Annotated in this window: 15 protein-coding genes; 3 read left to right on the top strand and 12 right to left on the bottom strand. The window is 36.8% G+C overall.

Going from position 1 to position 25,438, the window contains the following annotated elements:
• Positions 1-91: 91 nt before the first annotated feature.
• From ERJ70_RS16795 to ERJ70_RS16840, 10 genes are all read right to left on the bottom strand, one after another.
• Entirely contained in the window at positions 92-3,634 is a 3,543-nt protein-coding gene (locus tag ERJ70_RS16795; protein WP_245208040.1) for an SH3 domain-containing protein, read from the bottom strand.
• Positions 3,635-3,779: 145 nt separating this feature from the next.
• On the bottom strand, positions 3,780-8,024 hold the full coding sequence (locus ERJ70_RS16800; protein WP_209365911.1) for a heparinase II/III domain-containing protein: 4,245 nt from the start codon (positions 8,022-8,024) through the stop codon (positions 3,780-3,782).
• A 35-nt stretch (positions 8,025-8,059) separates the two neighbouring features.
• Positions 8,060-10,057, bottom strand: a complete 1,998-nt coding sequence (locus tag ERJ70_RS16805) for an asparagine synthetase B family protein (RefSeq protein WP_209365912.1) — start codon at positions 10,055-10,057, stop codon at positions 8,060-8,062.
• Between the two features lie 194 nt (positions 10,058-10,251).
• Positions 10,252-11,874 carry an ATP-binding cassette domain-containing protein gene (locus tag ERJ70_RS16810; RefSeq protein WP_245208041.1) on the bottom strand — a complete coding sequence of 541 codons (1,623 nt, stop codon included), beginning with the start codon at positions 11,872-11,874 and terminating at the stop codon, positions 10,252-10,254.
• A gap of 16 nt (positions 11,875-11,890) precedes the next feature.
• A complete protein-coding gene (locus ERJ70_RS16815; protein ID WP_209365913.1) occupies positions 11,891-12,694 on the bottom strand; it encodes an ABC transporter permease in 804 nt (267 codons plus the stop codon).
• Positions 12,678-13,976 (bottom strand): nucleotide sugar dehydrogenase, encoded by a 1,299-nt coding sequence (locus ERJ70_RS16820; protein ID WP_209365914.1) that lies wholly within the window; start codon positions 13,974-13,976, stop codon positions 12,678-12,680. Before ERJ70_RS16820 ends, ERJ70_RS16815 begins: the two co-directional genes overlap by 17 nt.
• Before the next feature lie 17 nt (positions 13,977-13,993).
• Positions 13,994-16,693 (bottom strand): glycosyltransferase, encoded by a 2,700-nt coding sequence (locus ERJ70_RS16825; protein ID WP_209365915.1) that lies wholly within the window; start codon positions 16,691-16,693, stop codon positions 13,994-13,996.
• A 2-nt stretch (positions 16,694-16,695) separates the two neighbouring features.
• Entirely contained in the window at positions 16,696-17,781 is a 1,086-nt protein-coding gene (locus ERJ70_RS16830) for a class I SAM-dependent methyltransferase (protein ID WP_209365916.1), read from the bottom strand.
• 11 nt (positions 17,782-17,792) lie between these two features.
• Positions 17,793-19,109, bottom strand: coding sequence for a glycosyltransferase (locus ERJ70_RS16835; RefSeq protein WP_209365917.1), 1,317 nt, complete (start codon positions 19,107-19,109; stop codon positions 17,793-17,795).
• A complete protein-coding gene (locus ERJ70_RS16840; RefSeq protein WP_209365918.1) occupies positions 19,102-20,340 on the bottom strand; it encodes a glycosyltransferase family 4 protein in 1,239 nt (412 codons plus the stop codon). Before ERJ70_RS16840 ends, ERJ70_RS16835 begins: the two co-directional genes overlap by 8 nt.
• Positions 20,341-20,597: 257 nt before the next feature.
• Between ERJ70_RS16840 and ERJ70_RS16845 the strand changes: the two genes are divergently transcribed.
• Positions 20,598-21,680: a C40 family peptidase gene (locus tag ERJ70_RS16845; protein WP_209365919.1), complete on the top strand. Its 1,083-nt coding sequence runs from the start codon at positions 20,598-20,600 to the stop codon at positions 21,678-21,680.
• Between the two features lie 71 nt (positions 21,681-21,751).
• On the opposite strand, the gene ERJ70_RS16850 is transcribed toward ERJ70_RS16845, so the two are convergent.
• On the bottom strand, positions 21,752-22,564 hold the full coding sequence (locus ERJ70_RS16850; protein WP_209365920.1) for an endonuclease/exonuclease/phosphatase family protein: 813 nt from the start codon (positions 22,562-22,564) through the stop codon (positions 21,752-21,754).
• Positions 22,565-22,908: 344 nt separating this feature from the next.
• Here ERJ70_RS16850 and ERJ70_RS16855 point away from each other — a divergent pair, with 344 nt between their 5' ends.
• Together ERJ70_RS16855 and ERJ70_RS16860 are read left to right on the top strand one after the other, a co-directional pair.
• Positions 22,909-23,718, top strand: coding sequence for an NlpC/P60 family protein (locus ERJ70_RS16855; RefSeq protein ID WP_209365921.1), 810 nt, complete (start codon positions 22,909-22,911; stop codon positions 23,716-23,718).
• Positions 23,719-24,060: 342 nt separating this feature from the next.
• Entirely contained in the window at positions 24,061-24,216 is a 156-nt protein-coding gene (locus ERJ70_RS16860) for a DUF1540 domain-containing protein (protein WP_074599965.1), read from the top strand.
• A 313-nt stretch (positions 24,217-24,529) separates the two neighbouring features.
• Here ERJ70_RS16860 and ERJ70_RS16865 read toward each other — a convergent pair whose 3' ends face one another.
• On the bottom strand, positions 24,530-25,432 hold the full coding sequence (locus tag ERJ70_RS16865) for an ABC transporter permease (protein WP_209365922.1): 903 nt from the start codon (positions 25,430-25,432) through the stop codon (positions 24,530-24,532).
• Positions 25,433-25,438: the final 6 nt, after the last annotated feature.

Raw genomic sequence — 25,438 nt, forward strand, 5'->3', positions numbered from 1 at the left:
TTTCTTCAATCATAAGTCGAATTATATCATATTATGCGCATGAAATAAAAAACACATAAAAATAGCCTGCAAAAAGTTTGCAGGCTATTTTTTAATTATATACTGGTACGTCCAAATATAAAGTTGTTAATCCAATCTCTTGATATAAATTGTACATGGAACCTACTTGTTTATAAGCCCAGCCAATATCTGATGCATATTGGTGGGTGGCATATCCATACCTTTCCATAGCATCCGGATTCCAACGCATTTTATATAAGGTATTTTGACCAACCTTTATATAACTATTCCCAATAAACTGGGCTCCTCCTATGATGGCCTCCTCAGGACTGAACCAGCCTTCTTTGTAAGCACGAAATGCACCTCCTTCATATGCATTCCCGTCAACAGCTCCAATACCATACATATTATACGTTGTTCTAATATCTCGTAAACTACTGCGATTACTAGAATTAACTAACACCAAATTACCAGATTTGTCTTTACCTACTTCAACCCCAGTAGCTAGAGGTGAACCTCCATTACCTGTTTCTAGAGATGCATGGGATACTAGATAGACATCGTTTACTCCATGAGTCTTACTTGCTTCTATAAAATATTGTCCCTTTCCAGACAATATTCCATTTCCTGACAAGTAACTATTTAGTTCTGATGCTGTTGCCCCACTAGCTTTTCCTAAATCTAAGAATTGAAATTTTTGACGGCTGTTTTCCAAAAAGTTGTTTGGGTCTAGATAGTACTGAACATCCTCTTCACTGGCTGTCACCCATTGAGCGTTCCCATTAAACTTAATCTGATACCAACCATCATATTCACCTAGAATACTTACTTTATCCCCGTTATATAACATTCCTATTTCTTTATAATTTGTTCCTGGTCCGCCACGTACATTGAGAGCACTGGCAGTAACTTCATTATTACTATTAATATATGATTTGGATACATAGCCGTAATTTTGATCGGTCTGCGGGTTTACTTTCATTTGCAATTCGATAGCCTTTTCAAGAGTTAGATTGTAAATCGTTTTGCTAATTCCATAAATATCAACTTCTTCTTTGTTCACAAAACCAACTCGGTCCGCAAACACTACCCTCCACCATTTTCCATAATCAGATGCAATCGGAAAAATAGTACCAGCTTCTAGGTTAGCAAAAGCAACTAAACTTCCTGAAGTATTGTCGTAGACAGTTACTTTATCTTTCGCCACAAGATCACTATCTGAATTCGAATACTTATTATTTAAATTTGGTATTTCCGTTTTAGTCGCATAACCTGTATCTGCTTTACGTACATAACCGTAAATATCACCGAAATGGATTCTCCACCAATTCCCATAATCTTTTACTATTGGGTATGATTGTCCTTTTTTCAACTCTCCTACCTTCTCCAACCAAGTCCCGCTATTATCGTAAACGGGCAAATTATCCTTGAATACTCGGAAGTAGTTGTCTCCGGATTTGAACTCGGCTTTTACGCTATTTTTACGTACATAGCCCACTTGGTCGGAATAGAGAACTCGCCACCAGTTGCCATAATCGGTGGCAATCGGGTACATTTCTCCTTTTTCAATCTTTCCGACTGCTTGTAAGCTGCCTGTCGAATTGTCATAAATGGTGACATCGTTCAGGGTTTCAAACCTTCGGTCTTGATTAGAGTAACTCTCATTTTTATTCTTAACCGATGTACCACTGTCCGGCGATGTAGCGAACTTTTCTACATATCCATAGTAATCTCCGAACTGAATACGGTGCCAGTTTCCGTAGTCACTCACTCTGCTGTATACTTTACCTTTTTCTACTTCGCCTACTTTTTTGAGAGAACCGCTGCCTCTATTATCGTATATTGGCAAATCCTCTTCGGCTTTAAAGTAATCGTCATAGCTGGCGTATCGGAGGCTTACATTATTTTTCCGGACATAGCCTATCCGATCCAAATAAAGGATTCGCCACCAATTCCCATAATCCGTTGCGATGGGGAATAGCTGACCTTTATCTATTTTTCCGAAAGGAATCAGGCTCCCTGAAGTGTTATCATATACCTCTACTTGTTGTTCTGTCTCCAATTTATGCGCTATATTGGTATATTCATCATTCAGATTCGGAATCTCTGTTTTTGTGGCGTAACCTGTATCCGATTTGCGGACATAACCATAAAAATCACCGAACTGAACTCTCCACCAGTTGCCGTAATCTTTTTCAATTGGGTAAGACTCACCCTTCTTCAATTCCCCGACTTTTTTGAGAGAACCGCTACGGTTATCATAAACGGGAATGTTAGCCGTATAAACACGGAAATAGTTATCGGTCGGCTTCGTTTCCGCCTTCACTTCTGCTTTCCTCACATAACCTACCCGATCAGAAAACAGGATTCTCCACCAGTTGCCGTAATCCCCTGCCAAGGCATAGTGTTCTCCTTTAGAGATTTGGCCGAAAGGAGTCAGGCTCCCCGATGAATTGTCGTATACGGAAACCTCTTTCAATGTCTCAAAGGTTCGAGATTGATTGGTGTATTTACTATTTTCATTCCGTAAGGAACTACCATCATCCGGAACCGTATCCGACTTTCTTACATATCCATATATACCACCGAAATTAATCCGGTGCCAGTTTCCGTAATCACTGACACGAGGATAGACCTGGCCTTCCAGTAATTGTCCCATCGGCCTTAAGGCTCCGTCACCTCGATTGTCGTAAACAGTGGTACTGGTCGTCACCTTGAAGTAATCGGCATCCGAGTTTTCCCAAGAATCCACGCTTTGAACCATCATCTTCGTAAATGACTGGGTCTCCAGCTGCTTTTCCTTTTCCTCTTCCTTTGTCGAGGTCGAAGCGACCGTGGAAGAAGTCTCTTCCTGATTAAGTTCTTCCGAAGATTTATCAGTACTTGTATCCGGTTCTGTTTCCGAGACACTTTCCTTTTCTGAAGACTCCATTCCTGCGTCCTCATCGATCGCCGTTTCTTCCGGATCAGTCTTCTCCTGGACTACTGGTTCTTCAGAAAGTTCTTCAGTCGTTCCCTTGGAAGAGCCCTGTTCCGTTTCCACGATAGAAGTTTCATCAGACGACGAATCTGTCATCTCTTTTTCATTCGTGACTTCCTTGTCCCCTGATGATACAGAATTCTCCGTATCGGTAGTCCCAACTGCATCGGAGCTTTCGCTTTCTGCCAGATAAAATGAAACATTTCCTATGTAAATGATAGGATGCCCTTCATCGTCCTCATACACCGGGTACTCTATTTCTTTCAGAACGGAACCAGCAGGGCTTTCTTTATTAGTCGCTGTGTACAAAGGATCTCCCTTTGATAGTAACTGAGTGCCAGTAGTCTCTAACTCAAACAACCCAGATACATTTTCATCTGAGCCAACTTTCATAAGTGATTCACTAGGGATTATTTTATTCGTATTACTGTACTGAATTTTAATCCCGTTTTCGGTTTCGTAACCGAAGAGATAAGTTGAATCGATTACAGAAAAGTCACCAATCGTCAAGTTTTCCGTGGTCTTGAATAGCTCTAATTCTCCCGTATCCTGATATTCTCCATTCGGTTCGGCTGTTACAGTAAAAGGGATGATTAGAAAAAATAAAAACAAAGAAAAAATAAAATACTGACCTTTAAATATATCTTTGACCATTTAATGCTCCTTTCCTCCTGTTGTAGTTAAACCATTAATAACTTTATTAATAGTCTGCTATTATTATATATCGGTACATATTTAAAAACAATAAAGATATTTCCATAAAATAGGTGTGAGATATTTTATCTCACACCTTGTATTCCTATAGATAAAAAGCAGTTTCAATTTCAGTATTTATTTCTTGTGTTTCTATTATTATTGTATGGGTCGGGACCGGATCTTCTCCCCTATCCAAATGCCATCCCGTAATATTAGGCTCTGTTTGACCCTTTATGGCTTTAATAGTCAAATTACTTGCGCTATTGACTTCCATAGATGCTATTTCTTCCCCGTTAATCATCAGTTTGACTGTATTTCCTTGAATTTGCGGCACTACACCTTCTGCTAGATTCCAAATAAGTTTATAGTTGTTTTCTTTGTTAGAAGTGATTGTATCGTTTACAGTTATTTTTTGTGAATTTTTTTCATATTTCAAATTCCTTGTATGTTGGACATCTTCATAACGTTTGTTTACTCCAGTAACACTACTTAATTTATCATCGATATAGTAATCTGATAAGTATGTAGAGTCATACTTACCATCCGTTCTAGGAAGACCGGAATCATTTACGATCAGTGTGTTATGAGCATATGACGAGTAACCAAATTCTGTAAAAGGTAAGTCATAATCATATCCATTTGGTCCCGCTTCTGTTATAAGGTCATGTCCTTTTGCATAAATCCATACACTTAAATCATCCGAGTGTTTGTGGTAATCCGTATGATAAGCTGCGGTAAAATGAATATATGTTGCATCTATACCTTTGTTCCATTCATCTCTAAATATCGCATATCCTGCATCTTCAAATACCACACTAGTATTATTTGGCATTATTCCATCTTTGCCTTGAGTCAAAGAGTACTGATAATACTCATTATCCTGCCACAGAGTGGTAGAAGGTTCTACTTCACTAAACGTATCCCCAATCAAAGGCAATGTTCCATCAGGCTTGATTATCCATGCATAGTAATCTGCCATCTTATCATATAGATTTTTATAATAATGATATTGGGTGTCATCTCCATTAGCATGGAAAAAATCTTTATATCCTTTCACAGAATTCGCTACAATTTGATGGTACCCTGGTGAATGTTCCAAATGGACGCCTTCTCGCGAAACAATAAAATCGAAGTAATCTTGTAGCCGTTTCTTTCCTATAAGGGAATATAATGAACTCTTTGAAAAACTATCAAAATAGTCTCCAAACGCTATTAATGCCTCATCCTGGAACATACCGTGGTTTGTATTGGTTGTATGAAAGTCATCAGTTAGTAAAATGTCTGCATGTTCTATCATGTGAGAGAATAGGAACTTCAGCTGTTCTTTATTCAATGTAGATTTAGCAGAATCAAAGTAATTCAGCCATGTTATCAATCTTTTGGCAGTTCCCTCATCATGCCAGGACAAATCATGAGCAGGATTTCCGTATGGATTATTATCTATCCAATCTTTAATAATCTCATATCCTTTTTGAATGTACTCCTCATTGCCAGTTTTTTTATAAGCTTCAATTAAATCATTGAGATAGAATTGACCGTGGAGTGCCCGATAATAAGATCGAGACATTTCTTTACCTTTGACAGGAGTTTCTCCCCATGGAATTCCTGTGGAAAAATCAAAAGTTCCATAACTAGAAATTTTGTATAAATCACTAAGAATATTATCTGCGACGATTAAATAATTACTGCTTGGTGATACGAAGAAAGATTTTATTCGACTTACAGAACTAGAAGTATCTTTGTTTCTATACTCTTGAACAATTTCATCATAAGTTCTATTTTCGTAATCCTTCAACTGAGACTTATTGACATACCCTACCCTATCCAAATAGATAATGCGCCACCAATTACCATAATCAGTAGCTATTGGATAAACAGTACCTCTTTCCAGCTCCCCGATAGGAATTAATTCTCCTGAAGTATTATCATAGACCCGAGTGTTTTTTAAAACCAAAAAACTCTTATCAGAATTTGTATAATTTTTGTTCAAGTTTCTAATTTCTTTTCCGGTAGAATAGCCTACATCCCTTTTCCGGATATAAGCATACTTATCACCAAATTTAACTTTGAACCAATTTCCATAGTCACCACTAATAGGATACGCTTGTCCCTTCTCCAATTGTCCGATTTTCGTTAGATATCCTTTACTATTATCATAAACGGGCAAATTATCCTGATAGACTTGGAAATAATTATCACCGCTTTTGGATTCGGCTTTTACGCTATTTTTACGTACATAGCCCACTTGGTCGGAATAGAGAACTCGCCACCAGTTGCCATAATCGGTGGCAATCGGGTACATTTCTCCTTTTTCAATCTTTCCGACTGCTTGTAAGCTGCCTGTCGAATTGTCATAAATGGTGACATCGTTCAGGGTTTCAAACCTTCGGTCTTGATTAGAGTAACTCTCATTTTTATTCTTAACCGATGTACCACTGTCCGGCGATGTAGCGAACTTTTCTACATATCCATAGTAATCTCCGAACTGAATACGGTGCCAGTTTCCGTAGTCACTCACTCTGCTGTATACTTTACCTTTTTCTACTTCGCCTACTTTTTTGAGAGAACCGCTGCCTCTATTATCGTATATTGGCAAATCCTCTTCGGCTTTAAAGTAATCGTCATAGCTGGCGTATCGGAGGCTTACATTATTTTTCCGGACATAGCCTATCCGATCCAAATAAAGGATTCGCCACCAATTCCCATAATCCGTTGCGATGGGGAATAGCTGACCTTTATCTATTTTTCCGAAAGGAATCAGGCTCCCTGAAGTGTTATCATATACCTCTACTTGTTGTTCTGTCTCCAATTTATGCGCTATATTGGTATATTCATCATTCAGATTCGGAATCTCTGTTTTTGTGGCGTAACCTGTATCCGATTTGCGGACATAACCATAAAAATCACCGAACTGAACTCTCCACCAGTTGCCGTAATCTTTTTCAATTGGGTAAGACTCACCCTTCTTCAATTCCCCGACTTTTTTGAGAGAACCGCTACGGTTATCATAAACGGGAATGTTAGCCGTATAAACACGGAAATAGTTATCGGTCGGCTTCGTTTCCGCCTTCACTTCTGCTTTCCTCACATAACCTACCCGATCAGAAAACAGGATTCTCCACCAGTTGCCGTAATCCCCTGCCAAGGCATAGTGTTCTCCTTTAGAGATTTGGCCGAAAGGAGTCAGGCTCCCCGATGAATTGTCGTATACGGAAACCTCTTTCAATGTCTCAAAGGTTCGAGATTGATTGGTGTATTTACTATTTTCATTCCGTAAGGAACTACCATCATCCGGAACCGTATCCGACTTTCTTACATATCCATATATACCACCGAAATTAATCCGGTGCCAGTTTCCGTAATCACTGACACGAGGATAGACCTGGCCTTCCAGTAATTGTCCCATCGGCCTTAAGGCTCCGTCACCTCGATTGTCGTAAACAGTGGTACTGGTCGTCACCTTGAAGTAATCGGCATCCGAGTTTTCCCAAGAATCCACGCTTTGAACCATCATCTTCGTAAATGACTGGGTCTCCAGCTGCTTTTCCTTTTCCTCTTCCTTTGTCGAGGTCGAAGCGACCGTGGAAGAAGTCTCTTCCTGATTAAGTTCTTCCGAAGATTTATCAGTACTTGTATCCGGTTCTGTTTCCGAGACACTTTCCTTTTCTGAAGACTCCATTCCTGCGTCCTCATCGATCGCCGTTTCTTCCGGATCAGTCTTCTCCTGGACTACTGGTTCTTCAGAAAGCTCTTCAGTCGTTCCCTTGGAAGAGCCCTGTTCCGTTTCCACGATAGAAGTTTCATCAGACGACGAGTCTGTCGTCTCTTTTTCATTCGTGACTTCCTCATTTTCTTGTGCTTTAGGGAAAGTAACATCCTCATCGTTGGCCAAGTAAAATGGCACATCTCCTATGTAAATGATGAGTCCACCTTCATTGTCCTCATACACTGGGTACTCTGTTTCCTTTAAAAATATACCAGATAAAGTCCTGCATTCCTTATCTAAATAAATGCTTGTCCCGCTATTAATTATCAGCAAATGAGATTCTTGCTGAAGATTTAAAGAAGACTTTTCGGTAGATTTTTTTGTTAACTTATCTAAAGGGATTTCTCTGTAATCATTATGAAACTGAATTAATAGCTGGTCATTATTTTCTTTACCATACAGACAAACATCTTTATTCATTGATACGGAGTCATTTAATTCAATTTTTTCATTTGTGCAGTATAAGTTGTATGTTTCATTTTCTTCGGATGTTTGTGCTGCCACATCGATATTAAAAGGTATAAATATTAGAACAAAAGACAAAAGCAAAATATTGCAATAAAATAAACACCATTTTTTCATAAGAAGATCCTTTCTTATATGAATTCAACAAATGCCTATCTGTTATTTTTTGTGTTAGAAAAAGGACTTGAAAAATATAGATATTCTGTTAAATTGTGATTCTCAAATAACGAAACTTTCTCTATTTGAATTCTTCCGGCTTTTCCCCAATTCCACTTCTCGCAGTCCTTTATTGCCATCACCCTTACCATTATCTTTGCACTATCTTGGTCTACTGGAAGAGACATACAAATTTGGTTTGTTTGACCCCATAATGCAACATCTTCTTCAAGGAGCAATTCATTGTCATTTAAATATATTTGATAGACCATTCTCCCTGAATTTTTGGGTTTATAATAAGGACTACATACCTCTAAACAGATCATATTCTCATTATTGTTTTTGTTAATTTCAATTACAGCCTGAGCATAATCTCCTTTTTCTGGAGCATTTTTTGAAATATAGAAAACTTCTTTTCCTTTTTCCACATAATTTTTAACCGGTATTTTCACATCCCCATTTATATTTCCTCCACTGTAGGTAATCTCAGCAACTTTAATCCCAGAGTTAACTGCATTTATTATTTTTTGTTGTTCCTCTACAATCTGTAATAAATTTTTATCTTCGTTTACTTTCCAAAACGATAGTACTGGCCACCTTTTTTCAATCAATTTAGTCAGATGAAGGTTATTCCTTCTTTCACTTGTTGAAACTGCTAACATATTCTTTAAGATGAAATGGGAATTGATTAAAATATGAGTGTTAAATGCTAAGTCGCTTTGGATTAGAAGCTGAGAATGCCATGTACCCATTCGACTTTCCCAATATAAAATATCAAAAGGATCATAACCAAAACCTACGTTAGGTGTGTACTGATCTAACCACTTCTTGAGTGGCTCTTGTGTCGAAGGATCTTCCCAGAGATTAGGACTCCAAGATTTAGCTATTTGTCCAAACGAAGCTATATCATCGTTAAATCTATGCATTTTCCGATAAAACATTCTTGTAATCTCTTGTATATTCGACCTCAGATGTAATATATTTTCTTGCGGCGGGAAGTTCTCAAAGTATAATTTAGCTAATAATGAATTATGATTTAAAAAAGTGTTCTTACTTAAAATGTTTCTTAGCTTCAGATAATCATCATCCTTCGTCCTTGCATAATCAATAGGTAGCATTTGATGATTTAAGTTCAGATTATCCACCATTTCTTTTACCATTTTCTCGTCCATCAATAGAGACTTACTTCCAGCGAAATCGCTGTTCTCACTATGCATATAGTAATAAGTGAAAAATTTCACCTTATCCAAATGATTCTTCAAAAGAGCTAAGGTAGACCTACTATCCAATCCTGCGGTCAACGACATAAGAATATTATATTTATCCGAAATTAAGTTTAATTGCTCATTAGCCTCCTTTTCGACTATGGCTATAACTTCATCTATATTCTTCTGAGTTAAATCTTCTCTGGGGAAATATCTACTAGTGACAGCTGAATTCATTTCTCTCGTATGATTTGGTAATAAAAAGAAAATGTCTTCGTACGGAGTAAAATCCCCTGGTAAATGATATGTTTTCTTATCTTTTAACCATTCTGTGTCGATAATTGAACTCTCAGAAGATTTAGTTGCTTCTGCCACAAGTAGGGCATGTGAACCTAACGCAACCTTCTTGCTATGATAAAAAACACTCTGCATTCCCGTTGCATCATTATAAATTTTAATTTTTCCTTTTATATTTAAAACAATTGCAAACCTTCCTGATAATCTCTCTAAGTAATTATAAAATTTCTCTTCAGAGTCATTGTAATACTCATATAAAGTTTTGCTTATTTGTTTCAAATCCACTGTTTTATTAATTACATCTATACACTGTCCTATTAAGAAAAGCCAATCACCTTCTTCTTCAGCAATTCCATACTGAGTTAATGGATGAAAATAAATATTCATTCCTACTTTTTGAATATACTTCCAGTCTTGCCGTAGCAACTCATTTTTGGGGCTAGTCGTAAACAAAAATCCTCGTGCGTATAGTTGGTTATCATAATTTGTCATCTTATCGACTCCCTATGCTTTAGTACTTTATTGTTCTTGTATTTTTTGGGTTGACGTATAAATATTTGCTTCCCAAAAGTAACAGTATTTCTCAATAATTGCCCTAAGCTCTTTAAAAAAAGCACGTAAAATCCTAAAAATATTAAAGGATTGATTACGTGCTTTTGATTTTCTGTGAAGGCAGTATTTGTGGTTTAGATGTTTTTAAGCGTAATTACATCCTTAGTAAAGTCTATATCCGCACTAAACTTGTCCATCATAGTGAAGTGATACAAGTTCCCATCTTTTGATTTGATTTTTGCTTCGATGTCCAATTTATTAAACACGGGTGCTGTAGAGTCTATGTTTATTTGGATGCTGTTTACCATCCCTTGAGAATCAGTAAAATATGTCACTTGATCATATTTAAATTCAATCGTTTTCCTGCCATCTGAATCCACAGATATATCTGTTATTCCAGTTGTCGAATTTTCTAAATCTGTTGTTGTAGCGCCTAAAAAAGACAGAAAAAATTCTTGTGAATTTACGAATCTCTCTGGTAAAGCAGTTGAAAAATCATCTATATCTAAACTAGTATTCAGATCTTCTTCAGAAGCTATAGTTAAATCATCGGCTTTCAAAAAACCTTCTTTTCCATCAACTTTGGCTAGATAGAGAGAATTTTCTTCCACTTCTCCAAGAATTGAAATTTCACTTCCAAAAGGAACATCGTGAACTTTCTTATCTAAATTAACGTTGGTAAAAAGCATAGCATTAGCTACAGTTATCCAACCCGTGGTATTAAAAGGCGTGATATTCGCTTGCGAATTCACATCTAGTTCTGTTTCCTTTGACAATTCTGTAGCTTCACTTTGCTCACTATTATCTTGTATAGCTTGGAAAGGATTTCCGAATACTTGTAAGAGCATACTTAAGAAAAATATCGCTACTAACAAGCCTAATTGGAAGAGCGTTGTTTTAGATGCACCCTTGCTCTTCTTTCTGGAAGATCTTTTGTTCTCTAAAACAAAATCTCGTTTTTTTTCAATAAGGATTTGTGATCGTAATTTTTCTTTTCTATATTGTTGTTTTTGATCTTTGCTTAATTTGTTAAACCAATTGATAAATTTTTGAAATTTATCTGCGACCACGTCAGCTTCACCGAATTCTTCTAATTGCCCAAAGTTAAGCCACATAATCCTATCTGAAATAGACTTTACTTGAGAAAGGGAGTGACTAATAAAAAAAATGGTTTTTCCTTCTTTTTTGAATTCCTCAAATTTATCCAAACACTTTTGATAAAAAGTAGAGTCTCCAACTGACAAGGCTTCATCAATCACTAGTATATCAGGCTGTATATGAACAGAAATAGCAAAACCTAGTCTTGACTTCATTCCACTTGAATAATTTTTAATTGGCTGATCAATAAAGTCTCCGATATCTGCAAATTCAATGATATCGGGCATAATCTCATCAATTTCTTTTCTATTCAGTCCATACATTAAACACTTTAAGGTTATATTTTCCCTACCAGTAATAAAATTGTTTAAACCGGCGGAAATAGCAACAAGTGAAGGCTCTCCATCAATAGAAATTCTTCCAGTTGTAGCTGGGATAACTTCTGCAAGGATACTGGACAGTGTAGACTTACCTGATCCATTTATTCCTATAATACCAATGGTTTCACCCTTATAAACTTCAAAGGAAATATTTCTAAGGGCAGAAAAGGTTTTTTTCGACTTATTGATTGAAAATATATCGAATAATAAATCTGATTTTTTCTTAAATAAATTATATACTTTCGATACATTCTGGAATTCCACAACTGGTCTGGTCAATGTAAGCACCCCCTACTTACAAGTAATCAACAAACTTATTTTTGTAATTTTCATGCAGGAGTGTACCCACAAAAAGAATTAATATTAGAAAGGACCAAAAATAAAACGCATATCTCCAATCTTCAAAAAACCAGGTCTCACTCAACAATGACTCTCTAAACCCATTTACAATATAAGCAAATGGGTTCAACTGAATCAAAGCTTGATAGCGTTCTGGAAATTCATTCACACTCCATAATATAGGCGTCATAAAAAATAGCATGCGCATTGAAGTTTGAATCAGTAACTGAAAATCCCTTATCAAGGCTGAGATGGTAGAAGTGAAAATAGTTATCGAGTACAACAAAAAAAACAAACATAAAAGATAATAAGGTAATTGCAATGCATAGATACTGACTTTTATATCATAAATCACCATAACTACACTTAAAATCACAATTGTTATTAAAAAACCAAATATATTGCTAGCAATCGTTATTGAAGGTAACACGCTTACCGGAAATTTCATTTTGGAAACAAGATTTATTTTACTGTAAATACTATTAGAACCTTGAACAATAGTGGGACTTATGAAAAACCAAGGTACAAGTCCCGTCAGCAGCCATATGAAAAATGGGGTCCCATCAACAGGATCGCCATTCCTTATTCCCACTCCAAAAACAAACCAATACACAGACACTTGCAAAAGTGGATTTAGGAATTGCCATAGGATCCCTAAATAATGCATTTGATACTTGCTCTTTGTTTCATAAAAAGCAAGCCTTGTTATTAAAGGGAAATGGAGTATCTGTTGCTTTAAAATATTAAAGACTGAGCTCATAAGGGATGTTCACTTTTCGCTCTTGTTTCACAAATTGATAAAGATTTCCGTAGTTAATATACTGTACGCCTTCAGGTGCATTAGAAATGATATTCTTGGTATCAAATACTCTTGCATTGCTCATAGAACTAAACTTATCCCAATCCAGATTTTTAAACTCATTATGATCTGTTAAAATTACGATTAAATCAGAATTATGAATAGATTGAGTCAAATCTTGTTCAACCCACTCTTCTTTAACATGTGGATCATAGGCTCTTACTTCATAATTGTTTGTTGCTTTTAGTTTATGGAAGATTTCCATTGCTGGGCTTTCCCGAATATCATCTACATTTCCTTTATATGCCAAACCAAAGACGGTAACGGTTTTTCCTTCTACTTGTCCCATCAAGTCATCAATATGGTCAACTACATAATCAGGCATGGATGTATTTATGCTTCTCGATAAGTTAATCAGTTGAGCTGTCTCAGGTGCCTTAGAAACAATAAAATATGGATCAACAGCTAAACAATGGCCTCCCACCCCGGGACCAGGAGTATGCATATTTACCCTAGGATGTTTATTTGCCATATCAATTACATCCAATGCATTAATATCTAATTCGTTACAAACTTTTGTAAGCTCGTTAGCCAAAGCGATATTCACGTCTCTGAACGTGTTTTCCATAAGCTTAGACATTTCGGCGGTTTTTGCGTTAGTTTTGATGATTTCACCCTTTACAAAAGTGCCATAAACCAATGCTCCTGCTTCTGTACATTCTGGAGTAATGCCGCCGACGATTCTGTTATTATAAATAAGTTCATGCATGATTTGGCCTGGCAGTACACGCTCTGGACAATGCACTAAAAATACATCTTTGCCAATTGTGTAACCCGCTTCTTCTATTAGTGGTTTTACGTAATCGTCCATAGTACGAGGCGCTATTGTCGACTCCACTATAATAACGTTCCCTTCACGTAAAACAGGTATTACTGCCTTTACAGCACCCAAAACAAAGCTCGGATCCATAGATTTGTGTTCATCGTCATTGTTTGGAGTAGGTACCGAAATAATAAATGCATCTGCTCTTTCGGGGCTTAACGAAGCTTTAAATGTTCCCTTAGCAACTACCTCTTCTAGAGCCTCCTGCAGTCCCGGTTCCTCTATATGAATTTTCCCACCATTTAATGACTCAATCACGTCTGGTTTTACATCCACACCCACAACTTCTACATCATGCTTAGCAAACATAATCGAAGTGGGCAATCCAATATATCCTAAACCTATAGTATTAATTTTCATTTTAATATTCCTCCCGTTTAATTATCCGAAGTCTTGAAATCTAAAGCCATTCTTTCATATTCCTTATTATCATATAGCCTTTCGAAAAGTGCCAAATCTTCATCTTGTATTTCTATATACGGCCGATATAACTGATATATTTGGTACAACAATTTCACAGAGTCCTCGATATCCTCTTTACGCACCTTAGACAAACGTTTTAGATACCAATTTTTGAAATACGTAGCAAACCTTTTTTCCACATATTCTTTAACTAAGCCATTTCTTTCAAAAAACTGAAACCTTTCTTCTTCAAGTAGAAGGTATCTGGAAAAGAACTGCTTTGAAATCACATTTGTAACGGATCCACCAACATCTGCATAATAAATGTGTATATCTAGGTCAACTACCCTTGTTTTATTTGAATGTGTCAAAAGCTCATAGAAAAACAATGTATCTTGCCCAATTGCGCTTTCGACCATTTTTAGATTATTTTCCCTAACAACTTTCCTTTTTACGATAAGCGCCTGAATGCTCATTGCTTTAAATGACGTTTTTACTAAATAATCTTTTACATCCTTTTTTTCAATTTCCTCTGAACCATGAAAACTTACCATCGTTTTGTAATAGTTAAAGTTTGCTGCTGAATCCGTCATTTTAAGCATATTACCAATCACCATATCACTATCAAAGGCGTTCAACTCTTCATATAATTTCCTATATCCATCATTGATTGCCTCATTATCTGGATCGAGGTAAGTTAGATAAGGCGCGGTTGCTAATTGAGCACCTTTATTTCTTGGACGGGATGCACTTCCACTACCACCCTCTTCAAAGTAATAAGTTTTTATATTTGGATAACGTCTGGATAAACTTTCAATAACCTTAGGAGTATAATTATCAGTAGAGCCATCATCAACCATTATAAGCTCCATATCATTAAACATACTACTTCTTTTCAAACTATTAAAGCACTTATTTAATAGATAGTCACCATTATTATAAACAGGTACAATTACGGATAATTTGTAGTCCTTTTCTTCATTTACTTTTCTTATCGTTTGATTGTTAAATTCAAACCGGTCAATGCTATATCCGTTTTGATAATCAACCGGAGCGTGAAGATCTAGCAGTTCTTTTGCAGTGAAATCCTTACTCCAAAAAAGAGTTCTAGCCTTATCCTTCATTACCGAGACATAGTCGTGTTCTACACCTGGTATTAGTTGATTCCCTCTATAATAGGCATCTTTAGTAATATAATCACAATCCGTATATTTAAAAGCATTAACCATATCTTCTATATAAAACTCTCCATATTCATACTCTTCATCAAAAAAAGTTATCATATCGAGAGATGACTTTTTGCTTTCATCAAATTCCTTTTCTAACACAACCTCTAAATAGGGATAGGTTTGTCTTTCAATCATCTTATTTAACCTATCAGAAATATGCTTAACAACAATACCTACTGTCTTTTGCACTCTTTCAACAGGAGTGTTGGTTTTCTCCAGAACTTCCTGAATTCGATGGAATGTAGTTTCCCAAGACATCACCCTTCTAATACCAGTAATTTGATGTCTGTAAATCTCCTCCTCAGAAAAAGAATTAAGGATATCCTTTACTTCATCTTTTGAATGGATTAAAAAAATGTTTGGAAACTTGTCATTAACTCCTACACTATAGTTAGATAGCAGAATATTCCCCAACGCTTGAAGCTCATAAATACGATTGGCAAACATGGTTTTACTCTCTTTTACTGAATTGAGATTTATAGCCCAGTCATAAAGTTTATGCAGCTTTTGCAATGTGTTATGGTCTACAGCTGGCGAAACATATTTTACATATTTTTTAGGGAAAAAGTGTCTATCCAGTTTTAATTGATAGTTGCGGTCAACTATCTTCAAATCAGTGCCATTTTCAATGACACCATCAAAAATTCTTTCTGTGTCAATAATTCTATGGGGATACTTTACATACCATGACCCTGAAAACAATACTTCGTTTTGTTTAAATTTTTTAAATCCAACAGGGTTATGATAGGAAGGATTAACCCCAAATGTAAGAGTACTTACATTTTCATTGCCACAGTCTTTCTTATAACGGTCCACTACTTCTTCTGCTGTTGTAAAAACATATTCACACTTTTGTGCTAATTCTATAAAGATGTCATAGTTAACCGGGTCTTCCTTCGAATAAAAAACAGTCTTTATCCCTTTATCCTTGTAAAACTTCAAGATGTCAAAAACTTTTTTACGGTGCTTTCTTATATTAGGGTTACCTAATCCTTTCCATTCCATGTTAAGTCCTTTCCAGGTAGTAACCAAAAGAAAAACATCCAGTTGGTCTGCATAATCCTTATAATTATCAGGTGTAATATATATAAAGTTTGCAACTCCCTGAAAAGAATTAAATAAAAACTCATCAGCCACAATACCGATAGTTACATTCATTTTATTGTAATATCGGCTTCCATTACTCACCGGAATTTCATCTAACATAGGTTGAATTCTTCCCAAAAAGTTTTCATCTGCATTTTCATCTCTGAATTTAAGATACTTACGTTTTTCTTCATCAGACATTTTCTTTCCAGAACTGTTATCAACCGGTTTACTCACTAAAGAGGAGGTGTTTTTTTCACTACTATTTAACACCTCTAGATCCTTGGCAATGGTTTCTTCCAATTTCAACTTTAGTTTATTAATCGTTTTTAGACGTTTTTCTATTGATTGTTGATCCACGATTACGACCTCCGTGCCAGGTTTCTCCTCAGTTTCCAATACTTCAATGTCACTTTGCCCAACTTTGAATCTTTTAAGGCTTCATAACGTTTCAATAACCTAGAGTAACTCTTAAGCAAAGTTTCTTCCTTTTTATATGATTCTAATAATTCTTTGTCAGACTTTACTTTTCTTTCTTTTTCATTTAGAAACTGTTGTTGTTTCTTTTCTAATTTTTTCTTATAACTATTTTCTAACGACTTACTTTTACTTTTTAATAAGTTATTTTCTTCAGACAGCTTTTTTTCTGTCTCCTGTAGATTAGCTATTTGCTTTTGTAAATCTGTTAAAAGAGCATTTTTTGTTTCTTGATTTTCCTCTTGAATTTTAAGATTATTTTTATTTTCTTCTAGAGTTTTTAAGTTTTTTTTGTTTTTTAAAACAAGATTTTCTTTTTGCTTCAAGTACTCCGATTCAAGAGTATGAAAGTTATCTTCCAACCTTTTCAAAAGTTCAGTAGTAATCACTAATTGCTCTTTGGCAGAACTTTTTTTAAATATAGCTCCGATCCATCTTCCAAAGAATTTCACTTCAGTGATTGAAAGGTTTTCAGTCTGAAAATCCAATAAATCCTGTAAATAATATGTTTTTTTATGATCAAAGTAGTTATTGATACCAAATGGTACCGTTACGATTACCTGCCCTTCCTCATTCAACAATTTATCTGCTTGCGTGAGGAATCTTTTTGGGTCCGTGATATGCTCTAGAATCTCCCCAAAAATGATTGTGTCATATTTTTCATCACCGAAATCATAATTAATAAAATTTGCCGTTTCAAATTCCACATATTCCTGAGTGATTTTAGATTCACCACTTAATAATCTTTTAGCGTAAGAAATAGATTCTTCCAGTAAATCAATGCCTTTAACTCTCTTACCTTCTCTACCTAATAGAATAGGTGTAATTCCTTGTGAACACCCTACATCCAGAATCAATTCTCCAAATGAATTTTCACATACCCAATGAACCCGATCTTTGACTTTCCCCTGAAATGCTTCACCCATTTCTCCAAAGTAGGCTTCTGCTACTCTGTCAATCGGTTTTTTCATAAAATCCACCCCTATGATCCATGCCGATCTTTTTTTATATTTCTATAATCATTCCTATAAACAGTTAAAAAATTCATTTGTTCCAAGTTCCAATTATATTTACCTTTTGCAGTTTTGGTGTTCTCCGCCATCTCTTTGTGTAGCGTGTCATTCTCTAATAATTCATTTACACCTGCTGCGATTGATAAATAATCATGAGAATCTACACAAATACCTACGCCTTCCCCTTCGACTACCTTTTTTATCTCGGGAAAACTACAAGCCACAACCGGCACCCCTGCCATCATGTACTCAAATAATTTATTGGAGGAAGCAGAATAATGATTGAAGTTGGTATTATTTAGCACTTGAAAACCAATATAAGCGTTTTTCGTGTAGCTGGGCAAATCCGTCAGAGGGACTTTAGGCAAAAACTTCACTTTTTCTTGCAAGCCCATTTCTTCAACCAATACCTCTAATGAAGGTTTTATCCTGCCGTCACCTATCAGTACAAGCGTTCCTTCAATAAAGTGAGGGACCGCTTGAATTAATTTTTCAAGTCCTCTTCCGGCCTGAATGCCACCCTGATATAAAAGTATCTTTTCATCTGGAGGCAGTTGCAATAAAGAATGCAATGGTGCTTTCTTTATATGTTTATCTTTCTGTGCAAAAGGGTAATTGTGTACTACGTTTGGATAAAACCCATACAAATCCTGATTGTATTTTGCCCTTGTATGATTCTCAACGATCATATCGTCAATTCGTTTTATATAGAATTTCTCTAGATTTCCAAAATACTTCTTGTCGTAACCAGTTCTACTTGTTTGTACTTCATGAGAATCATAAATAAGCCTTTTTTTCCTAATACGAAGTTTTGCACAAATATATCCTTGAGGTAATGTGTTTAAATCGTTTGAATGATAGATGGAATAATCCTTTCCATATCCTTTTGCTATCATTCTTAACAATATGCCCCCTCTTACCCACAATACTTTTAGTTTAGTTTTCAACAATAAGAGTCCTACCACTGTGATAATTCCGGTAATGAAAGGAATCAAATACATAAAAAATAGCCATACAAGAAATAACACTAAGCCGAACAGTTTGTTTTGAAAACATTTCCGATAAATCTTTTGCATGAATTCTAATAGGATGGGATACCTTCTTACGCGATAAACAGAAAAGTTAGCATTCCGCTCTTCATAAGTAGGCAAATCCTTATCTTTCGGATCATGAATGCAAATCAAGTCTACTTTATACCCGTTTTCAGACAAAGCGGTACATTCTCTTAAAACTCTGGCATCGTTGGTAAAATGATTCCATACAAACATACAAACTTTTTTATTCATAGCGCCCAACCTTACTTAGTGATTTTTCATTGAATACTTCGTTAATCGTATCTATCAATATATTAATATTATCTTCCCAAAGGAAATGCTCTCTTACATATCTTTGACCATTCATACCCTGTTCGTATCTTTTCTCAGGGTTTCTATATAAATAATCTATAAAATCAATCATTCCTGTAACATTAGTCTCTGATACATAGCCAACTTTCTCTCTGTTGATAATTTCCTTTGAAAAACCAGATACTGAAGCCACAATTGGAACTCCGCAAGTCATATAATCAACGATTTTACCAGGCAGTACCGTTTTAAACACATCACTATTAACTAGGGTAACAATTCCCACTTGATGTTGGGATATCAACTTGAAACATTCATTCCTTGTAAGGGGTGGAACAACATGGACATTCGTCAGCCCTTCTTTTTTAATATCCTCTAACAACCCTTTTCGTTTAAGACCATATCCTATTATCGTCATTTTGATATGTTTCTTATTAAGTTCCTTAGCAAGATCAATCAACAGTTTATCATTCTGGGCTAGTCCAATATTCCCCGCATAAATCACTTTAAAGTCCCTTCCCGATGATAAGTTCACCGGAAATACTTCTTCTGATTTCGCAGAGTTCGGTATATATACTATTTTTCGCTTAAAGTTAGGGGAAATAGATTCAATATAATTATAAAACCCTTTACTATTTATGAGAATTTTATCGGATGATTTATATAACATCCCCTCAACTTGTTTAAAAAGATAAATTATAGGTGGAAAATTGAATACATTTACTCCCTTTAATGATTCCGGCCATAAATCACGTATATCCAAAATGAACTTTGACCTAAAACGTATTTTCGCTATCAGGCCTACTATACCTATAAAAATAGGGGGAGAGGTTGCAAAAACCATGTCATAATTTTTCTTGGAGCGGAGAATAAACCAAATCATTTTTAATGTAATTTCGATATAATAATACAATCTATTCATGATACTCCGAGAATACTTTTTGTTTCTCACACTTACTCTGTGGATATTTTCCGTATCTACGTTTAACTCTTCATCATCCCAGAATGATTTATCAGAATACAGATTCCTGACGGGGTATGTTGGATCTGTCGTTAGAATGTTTACAGCTAGGTCACTGTTTTGCAACATCGAGTAAATGTTCTTCATCCTGTTCCCCGCACTTCCGATTTCAGGATAAAAATGTTGCGATATAATTAGAATTTTTTTTGACATAACTTTCCCCACTATATGAAACTTCGAATTCTTTTTGACAATGTTCGATGAAAAACGCCAATCTTGCTAGATTATAACAGATATATGGTGAATTTAATAGGTTTTCCTTTTACTTTTTATGTAAATATAAACTTTCTGACACTACTTTTTGTTTACAATATTACAATTGGATTACAAAACGCAGAACCTTCCGTCACATATGCTATACTTGTTTAATAGATCTTGTAAAAGAACGGAGAATAAGGGGGAAAGTTGGAATGAAAAAGACGTTATTATCCATAACTGCCACGGCAGTAATTGCTTCTTCTTACGGAATGACAGTTGAAGCAGCAACACACAAAGTTCAAAAAGGCGACTCTCTTTGGTCGGTCGCGCAAAAGTACAACACATCTGTCTCCTCACTAAAGTCGTTAAACAAGTTGAATAATAATATCATTTTTCCCAATCAGGTGCTAAAAATTGACGGCAGCACTACCCAAAGCAAGGAAGAAAAGTCGACAAAAACTAAAGAAAGTAAAGAAAGCGCAAAGTCAGCATCTACATACACTGTAAAAGCAGGAGATTCACTCAGCAAGATTGCCGCTCAGCATAATATATCGTTGTCCGAGCTGATGAATTGGAACAACCTGTCTACTACCTTGATTTATCCTGGTGATGTTTTTGTTGTTTCAAAGCCTTCTTCCAATTCTAATTCCGAATCAAATTCATCGACTACAAACAGCGTAGAATCAAGTAATTCAGATAAGAAGCAGGAATCTACCAGTTCTTCTAAAGCTTCAATATACAAAGTGGTTTCCGGTGACTACCTCGGAAAGATTGCCAGTAAATTCGGAGTCTCCGTCAAGGATTTGAAAAGTTGGAATGCCTTGTCCTCTGATCTTATCTATGTCGGCCAAAAATTGAAGGTAAGCGGCGGTAGCAGCGAGGCAACAAAAAAGGAAGCACCCGATACGAAGGTTGAGTCCGAGACTGTTGATTACAACGTTACCAAATTAATTGATGAAGCAAAGAGTTTCATAGGGACCGGTTATGTTTGGGGAGGCTCTTCACCAAGCGGTTTTGATTGTAGCGGATTTATCCATTACCTCTATAATAAAGCCGGTAAAAGCATCGCCCGGTACTCTACCGATGGCTACTATAACCGCTCTTACTATGTCAACAAACCACAGCTAGGTGACTTGGTGTTTTTTGAAGGTACATATCGGTCCGGCATTTCTCACATCGGCATTTATGTAGGGAATAACAGTTTTATTTCTGCTGAATCAAGTGGAGTTAAAGTTACCAGCTTGGATAACCCATATTGGAAACAGCATTTTGATGGATTTAAGCGATTTTATTGATTAATAAGGATGCCCCAATCGAGGTTCTCGGTTGGGGCATTGTTGGATTGTTTTTAAAACATTTTATTGCTTCACCTGCTAATAACAGCCTCGACAGCTACAGGCAAATGATCGGATGCCTCCGTCTGGATTACTCGCTGATTATCGACTTCAATATCTGGAGTAGCGAATATATAATCGATTCTCTTGATAGGATTTAGCACTGGAAACGTGTTTGCATTATCTACATTCGCAAATGCATCTACAAAATCTGTTTGGTCAACTAATAGCTGATATTCTTCACTATCAGGCTCAGCATTAAGATCGCCCAACAAGAAGGAAGTCCCCGGATGATGTAAAGCAACTTCGATTATCTCACCTACTTGGGCTAGTCTGCTAACCACGTCCAATCCTAAATGGGTATTGTAGACATTCAAATGGATACCACGAACATTTATTTTGGTCCGAAGTAAACCGCGCTGCTCATGGTCAAAACTGCTAAGGAAGATATTCTCCGAGTCGATAATTGGATACTCACTAAGAATGGCTGTTCCATACTGTCTATTCTCCGAGCGTCCATTAGCCGGTTCCAAGTCTAGATTTGCTGCAAATACATAATGATACCCTAGTAAATCAGCCAATTCTTTTGCCACATCTTTGAACTCACTGCGGTCACCGTAATAGCGGTCCACTTCCTGAATTCCTACTATTTCTGCATCAGCTTCCTTTATGACATCTGCGGTACGTTCCAAATTCAACTCCCCGTCAAGTCCTACTCCATGGTAAATGTTATAAGACATAACATCGACCGACACCTGCTTCCCCTGAAATTCAGCTGATACTTCTAACCCTGAAGCGAATAGGAAAACAATACTTGCCATGAAACCTAGCAAAAACTTTTTCACTTCGTTATCCCCCCAAAGATACTAAAAATGGTTTGCCTTACAAACAATGCAATAAGGCTTTAGAATATGCATATTATCTCCTGTCTTTTGGAGGGATATGTTCTTGAGAATTGATTAAGTATTGGTCTAATTTTTTATTGGTTCAAATTCGTGGAGAAAAGCATGAAAACTGTAAAAAAACATTATTGAACAACAAATACCCTTGAAATTTCAGGCCATGGGAATATAGTTCGACCTATTATGACAGCACTTTGTAAGTTACATTACAAAACTATTACAAAGCTATTAGACTGGCAAATTCATGCTATATTGGAAAAGTCATAAAACATCTGAGGAGTGAAGGAATGAAGACTAAAAAGACCCTAATGTCTTTCGCAGCAACTGTCGCTATCGCATCTGCTTTTACAACAAACGTTGAAGCCGCCTCGTACACAGTGAAATCTGGAGATACCCTTTGGGGAATTTCGCAGAAATATGGCACATCCGTTTCCAACTTACAATCTATCAACAGCATTTCCGGCCATATCATTTATCCTGGCCAAGTAATTGAAACGGACTCTAATAAATCTACTACTACATCTTCCAACAATACAGCTAATTCTAGTTCGTCTACTACATATAAAGTGAAAGCTGGAGATACGTTATCACATATCGGTGTCCGATACGGTGTTTCTGTCAACAGCCTGAAGAAATGGAACAGTCTTTCTTCTGATTTGATTTTTGTGGGACAAACCTTAAAAATTAACGGAACCTCCAGTTCTTCGCCGAATACACAAGTAAAATCGTCTACGGTAAGCAACGGTTCTGCTCTCGTTAATGAAGCGAAGAAGCACGTCGGCACTCCATATGCATGGGGTGGAACGAGTCCGAGCGGATTTGACTGCAGCGGTTTTATCTATTATGTATTCAATAAAGCTGGTCAAAATGTTTCCCGTACCAATGCCGCTGGATACTACAATCAATCAACCAAGATCAGCAGCCCACAACCAGGAGACTTAGTTTTCTTCAAAAATACCTATAAATCTGGTATTTCTCACATGGGTATTTATGCAGGAAATAACCAATTCATACACGCCAGCTCAAGCGGTGTACAGCTTACAAGCCTAAGCAACTCCTATTGGAAAGGTCACTTTGCAGGCTACGGCAGCTTATAAGGCACTATAAAGTTTTGAAGAATACAGGACAGATCGAGAGGGCATTCTCGGTCTGTCTTTTTTATTTAAACCCAATTGCGGGCTGCTGCAAACTCAGTTGTACTACAGGGACAGATCTCTAGGGATAGAGTTGGAATTACTGGTTATATACCCGCTGTTTGGATAGTTAAACCACTTTTTTAAATTTTTTTCGTGGGTTGGAGGGACAGGGTAAAGGGACAGTCCCTCAGCTTGGTGGCGCTGCGTCATGGTAGAGTGTTGGGGGACTGTCCCTTCCGGTTAAATCGAAAATGCATGTTAACAATGATTATTGGAATGATAAGCGTACAGGAGGTGTAAGGGATGGCTCAAGATGTGTTATGCGAAGTGAAAAACTGTAAGTATTGGGCGCACGGCAATAAGTGTGCAGCAGATGCGATCTATGTTGTCAGTCATACTGGCAAGGAAGCGTCAGACCAAGAAGAAACAGACTGCCAAACATTCGAGCCAAAGCACTAAGCATCTTCTTGTAAGGGGCCTGTCGAGGGACAGGCCCTGGTTTTAGTCTTCCAGTGGGGGGTGCTCAGATTGGGCATATGATCTTCTTTGACCGGAATTTGATCTTCTTTCCAAAAGTTTTGATCTTCTTGTGCCCGAAATTGATTACCCACCGCTCTTAAACCAATTCCACGGTAAATGGCGGGCCTAATCATGTTCCATAAATAAACCCGTCTAACCAAAGTAAGACGGGAGACTGTGATATTATCAAACTTTCCTGTTCTTCATAATATATGAACCAAATCATTCGGAGTTTGTGCTCAAGAGATTGCTTTTATTTTCCCAACCGCTTCTGGGTAAAAGAAGAAACCCACAAGCTAAGAAAGGAAAAGAATAGCAGCGGAATCATCAACGTCAAGGCCAACGAATTAAGCATGGCCGGCGGCTGTGACCCGGATCCTTGTAACACGCTGAAGACCATTACGTTCAATGTTTGTGTTTTCGGACCTGAAATTAACAGGATAATGGTAAAGGTATTAAACATCCGGATAAAAATGTTGATAGCCGATGCTGTTATCCCGGGGATGATTTGTGGGATGATCACCCGTTGAAACAGTTTGAACTTGGATGCTCCTAAAGACTGGGCTGCATATTCCAGCCTCGGATCGAGCGATTCTACATATGGAAGCAGGATGAACACCGAAAAAGGTATCCCCACAATCAAATTAACAATGATTAAACCAGTCATTGTTTCCGCTAAACCGATTGAATAGAAAATGGATGCTACCGGTATGGCATAAAGGAGATCCGGCAACGTAAACGGCATTTGGAAGAAGCCGAGAAGCGCCTGTTTGAATGGAAAATCCCTTCTCGCTAAAATATATACCGTCGGTAAACTTAATACCAAAGAAATAACAGTAGCTGTAAGGACGATTTCCATGGTGATTTTAAAATACTCCCCAACTTCGTATGCCTGCCAGGCATTGACAAACCATTCCATTGTATAACCTTCAGGCAAAATGGTTCCGTACCACTCTTCCCCAAAAGCGCTTAAAATGACGGCCAGTGTCATGCCGAGAACGACGGTGAGAAAGATAAGAATTAACACCCAGGACGTCGTTTTATAGCCACCTTGCAGGAATTTCCCTTTTTTACTGTTCTTCAAAGGCTGCCGGTTTTTTTCATTTATAACGGGAGTTGGTGCTTCCTCCTCGATAATCGGTTTTTCCGCTCTCATTCTCCA

Source organism: Sediminibacillus dalangtanensis, from assembly GCF_017792025.1.
GTDB lineage: Bacteria > Bacillota > Bacilli > Bacillales > Amphibacillaceae > Sediminibacillus > Sediminibacillus dalangtanensis.

What these genes read in the sequence shown, in the direction of transcription:
- ERJ70_RS16795 (WP_245208040.1), bottom strand. Translation starts at nt 3,634, where the DNA reads ATGGTCAAAGATATATTTAAAGGTCAGTATTTTATTTTTTCTTTGTTT.
- ERJ70_RS16800 (WP_209365911.1), bottom strand. Translation starts at nt 8,024, where the DNA reads ATGAAAAAATGGTGTTTATTTTATTGCAATATTTTGCTTTTGTCTTTT.
- ERJ70_RS16805 (WP_209365912.1), bottom strand. Translation starts at nt 10,057, where the DNA reads ATGACAAATTATGATAACCAACTATACGCACGAGGATTTTTGTTTACG.
- ERJ70_RS16815 (WP_209365913.1), bottom strand. Translation starts at nt 12,694, where the DNA reads ATGAGCTCAGTCTTTAATATTTTAAAGCAACAGATACTCCATTTCCCT.
- ERJ70_RS16820 (WP_209365914.1), bottom strand. Translation starts at nt 13,976, where the DNA reads ATGAAAATTAATACTATAGGTTTAGGATATATTGGATTGCCCACTTCG.
- ERJ70_RS16830 (WP_209365916.1), bottom strand. Translation starts at nt 17,781, where the DNA reads ATGAAAAAACCGATTGACAGAGTAGCAGAAGCCTACTTTGGAGAAATG.
- ERJ70_RS16835 (WP_209365917.1), bottom strand. Translation starts at nt 19,109, where the DNA reads ATGAATAAAAAAGTTTGTATGTTTGTATGGAATCATTTTACCAACGAT.
- ERJ70_RS16840 (WP_209365918.1), bottom strand. Translation starts at nt 20,340, where the DNA reads ATGTCAAAAAAAATTCTAATTATATCGCAACATTTTTATCCTGAAATC.
- ERJ70_RS16845 (WP_209365919.1), top strand. Translation starts at nt 20,598, where the DNA reads ATGAAAAAGACGTTATTATCCATAACTGCCACGGCAGTAATTGCTTCT.
- ERJ70_RS16855 (WP_209365921.1), top strand. Translation starts at nt 22,909, where the DNA reads ATGAAGACTAAAAAGACCCTAATGTCTTTCGCAGCAACTGTCGCTATC.
- ERJ70_RS16860 (WP_074599965.1), top strand. Translation starts at nt 24,061, where the DNA reads ATGGCTCAAGATGTGTTATGCGAAGTGAAAAACTGTAAGTATTGGGCG.
- ERJ70_RS16865 (WP_209365922.1), bottom strand. Translation starts at nt 25,432, where the DNA reads ATGAGAGCGGAAAAACCGATTATCGAGGAGGAAGCACCAACTCCCGTT.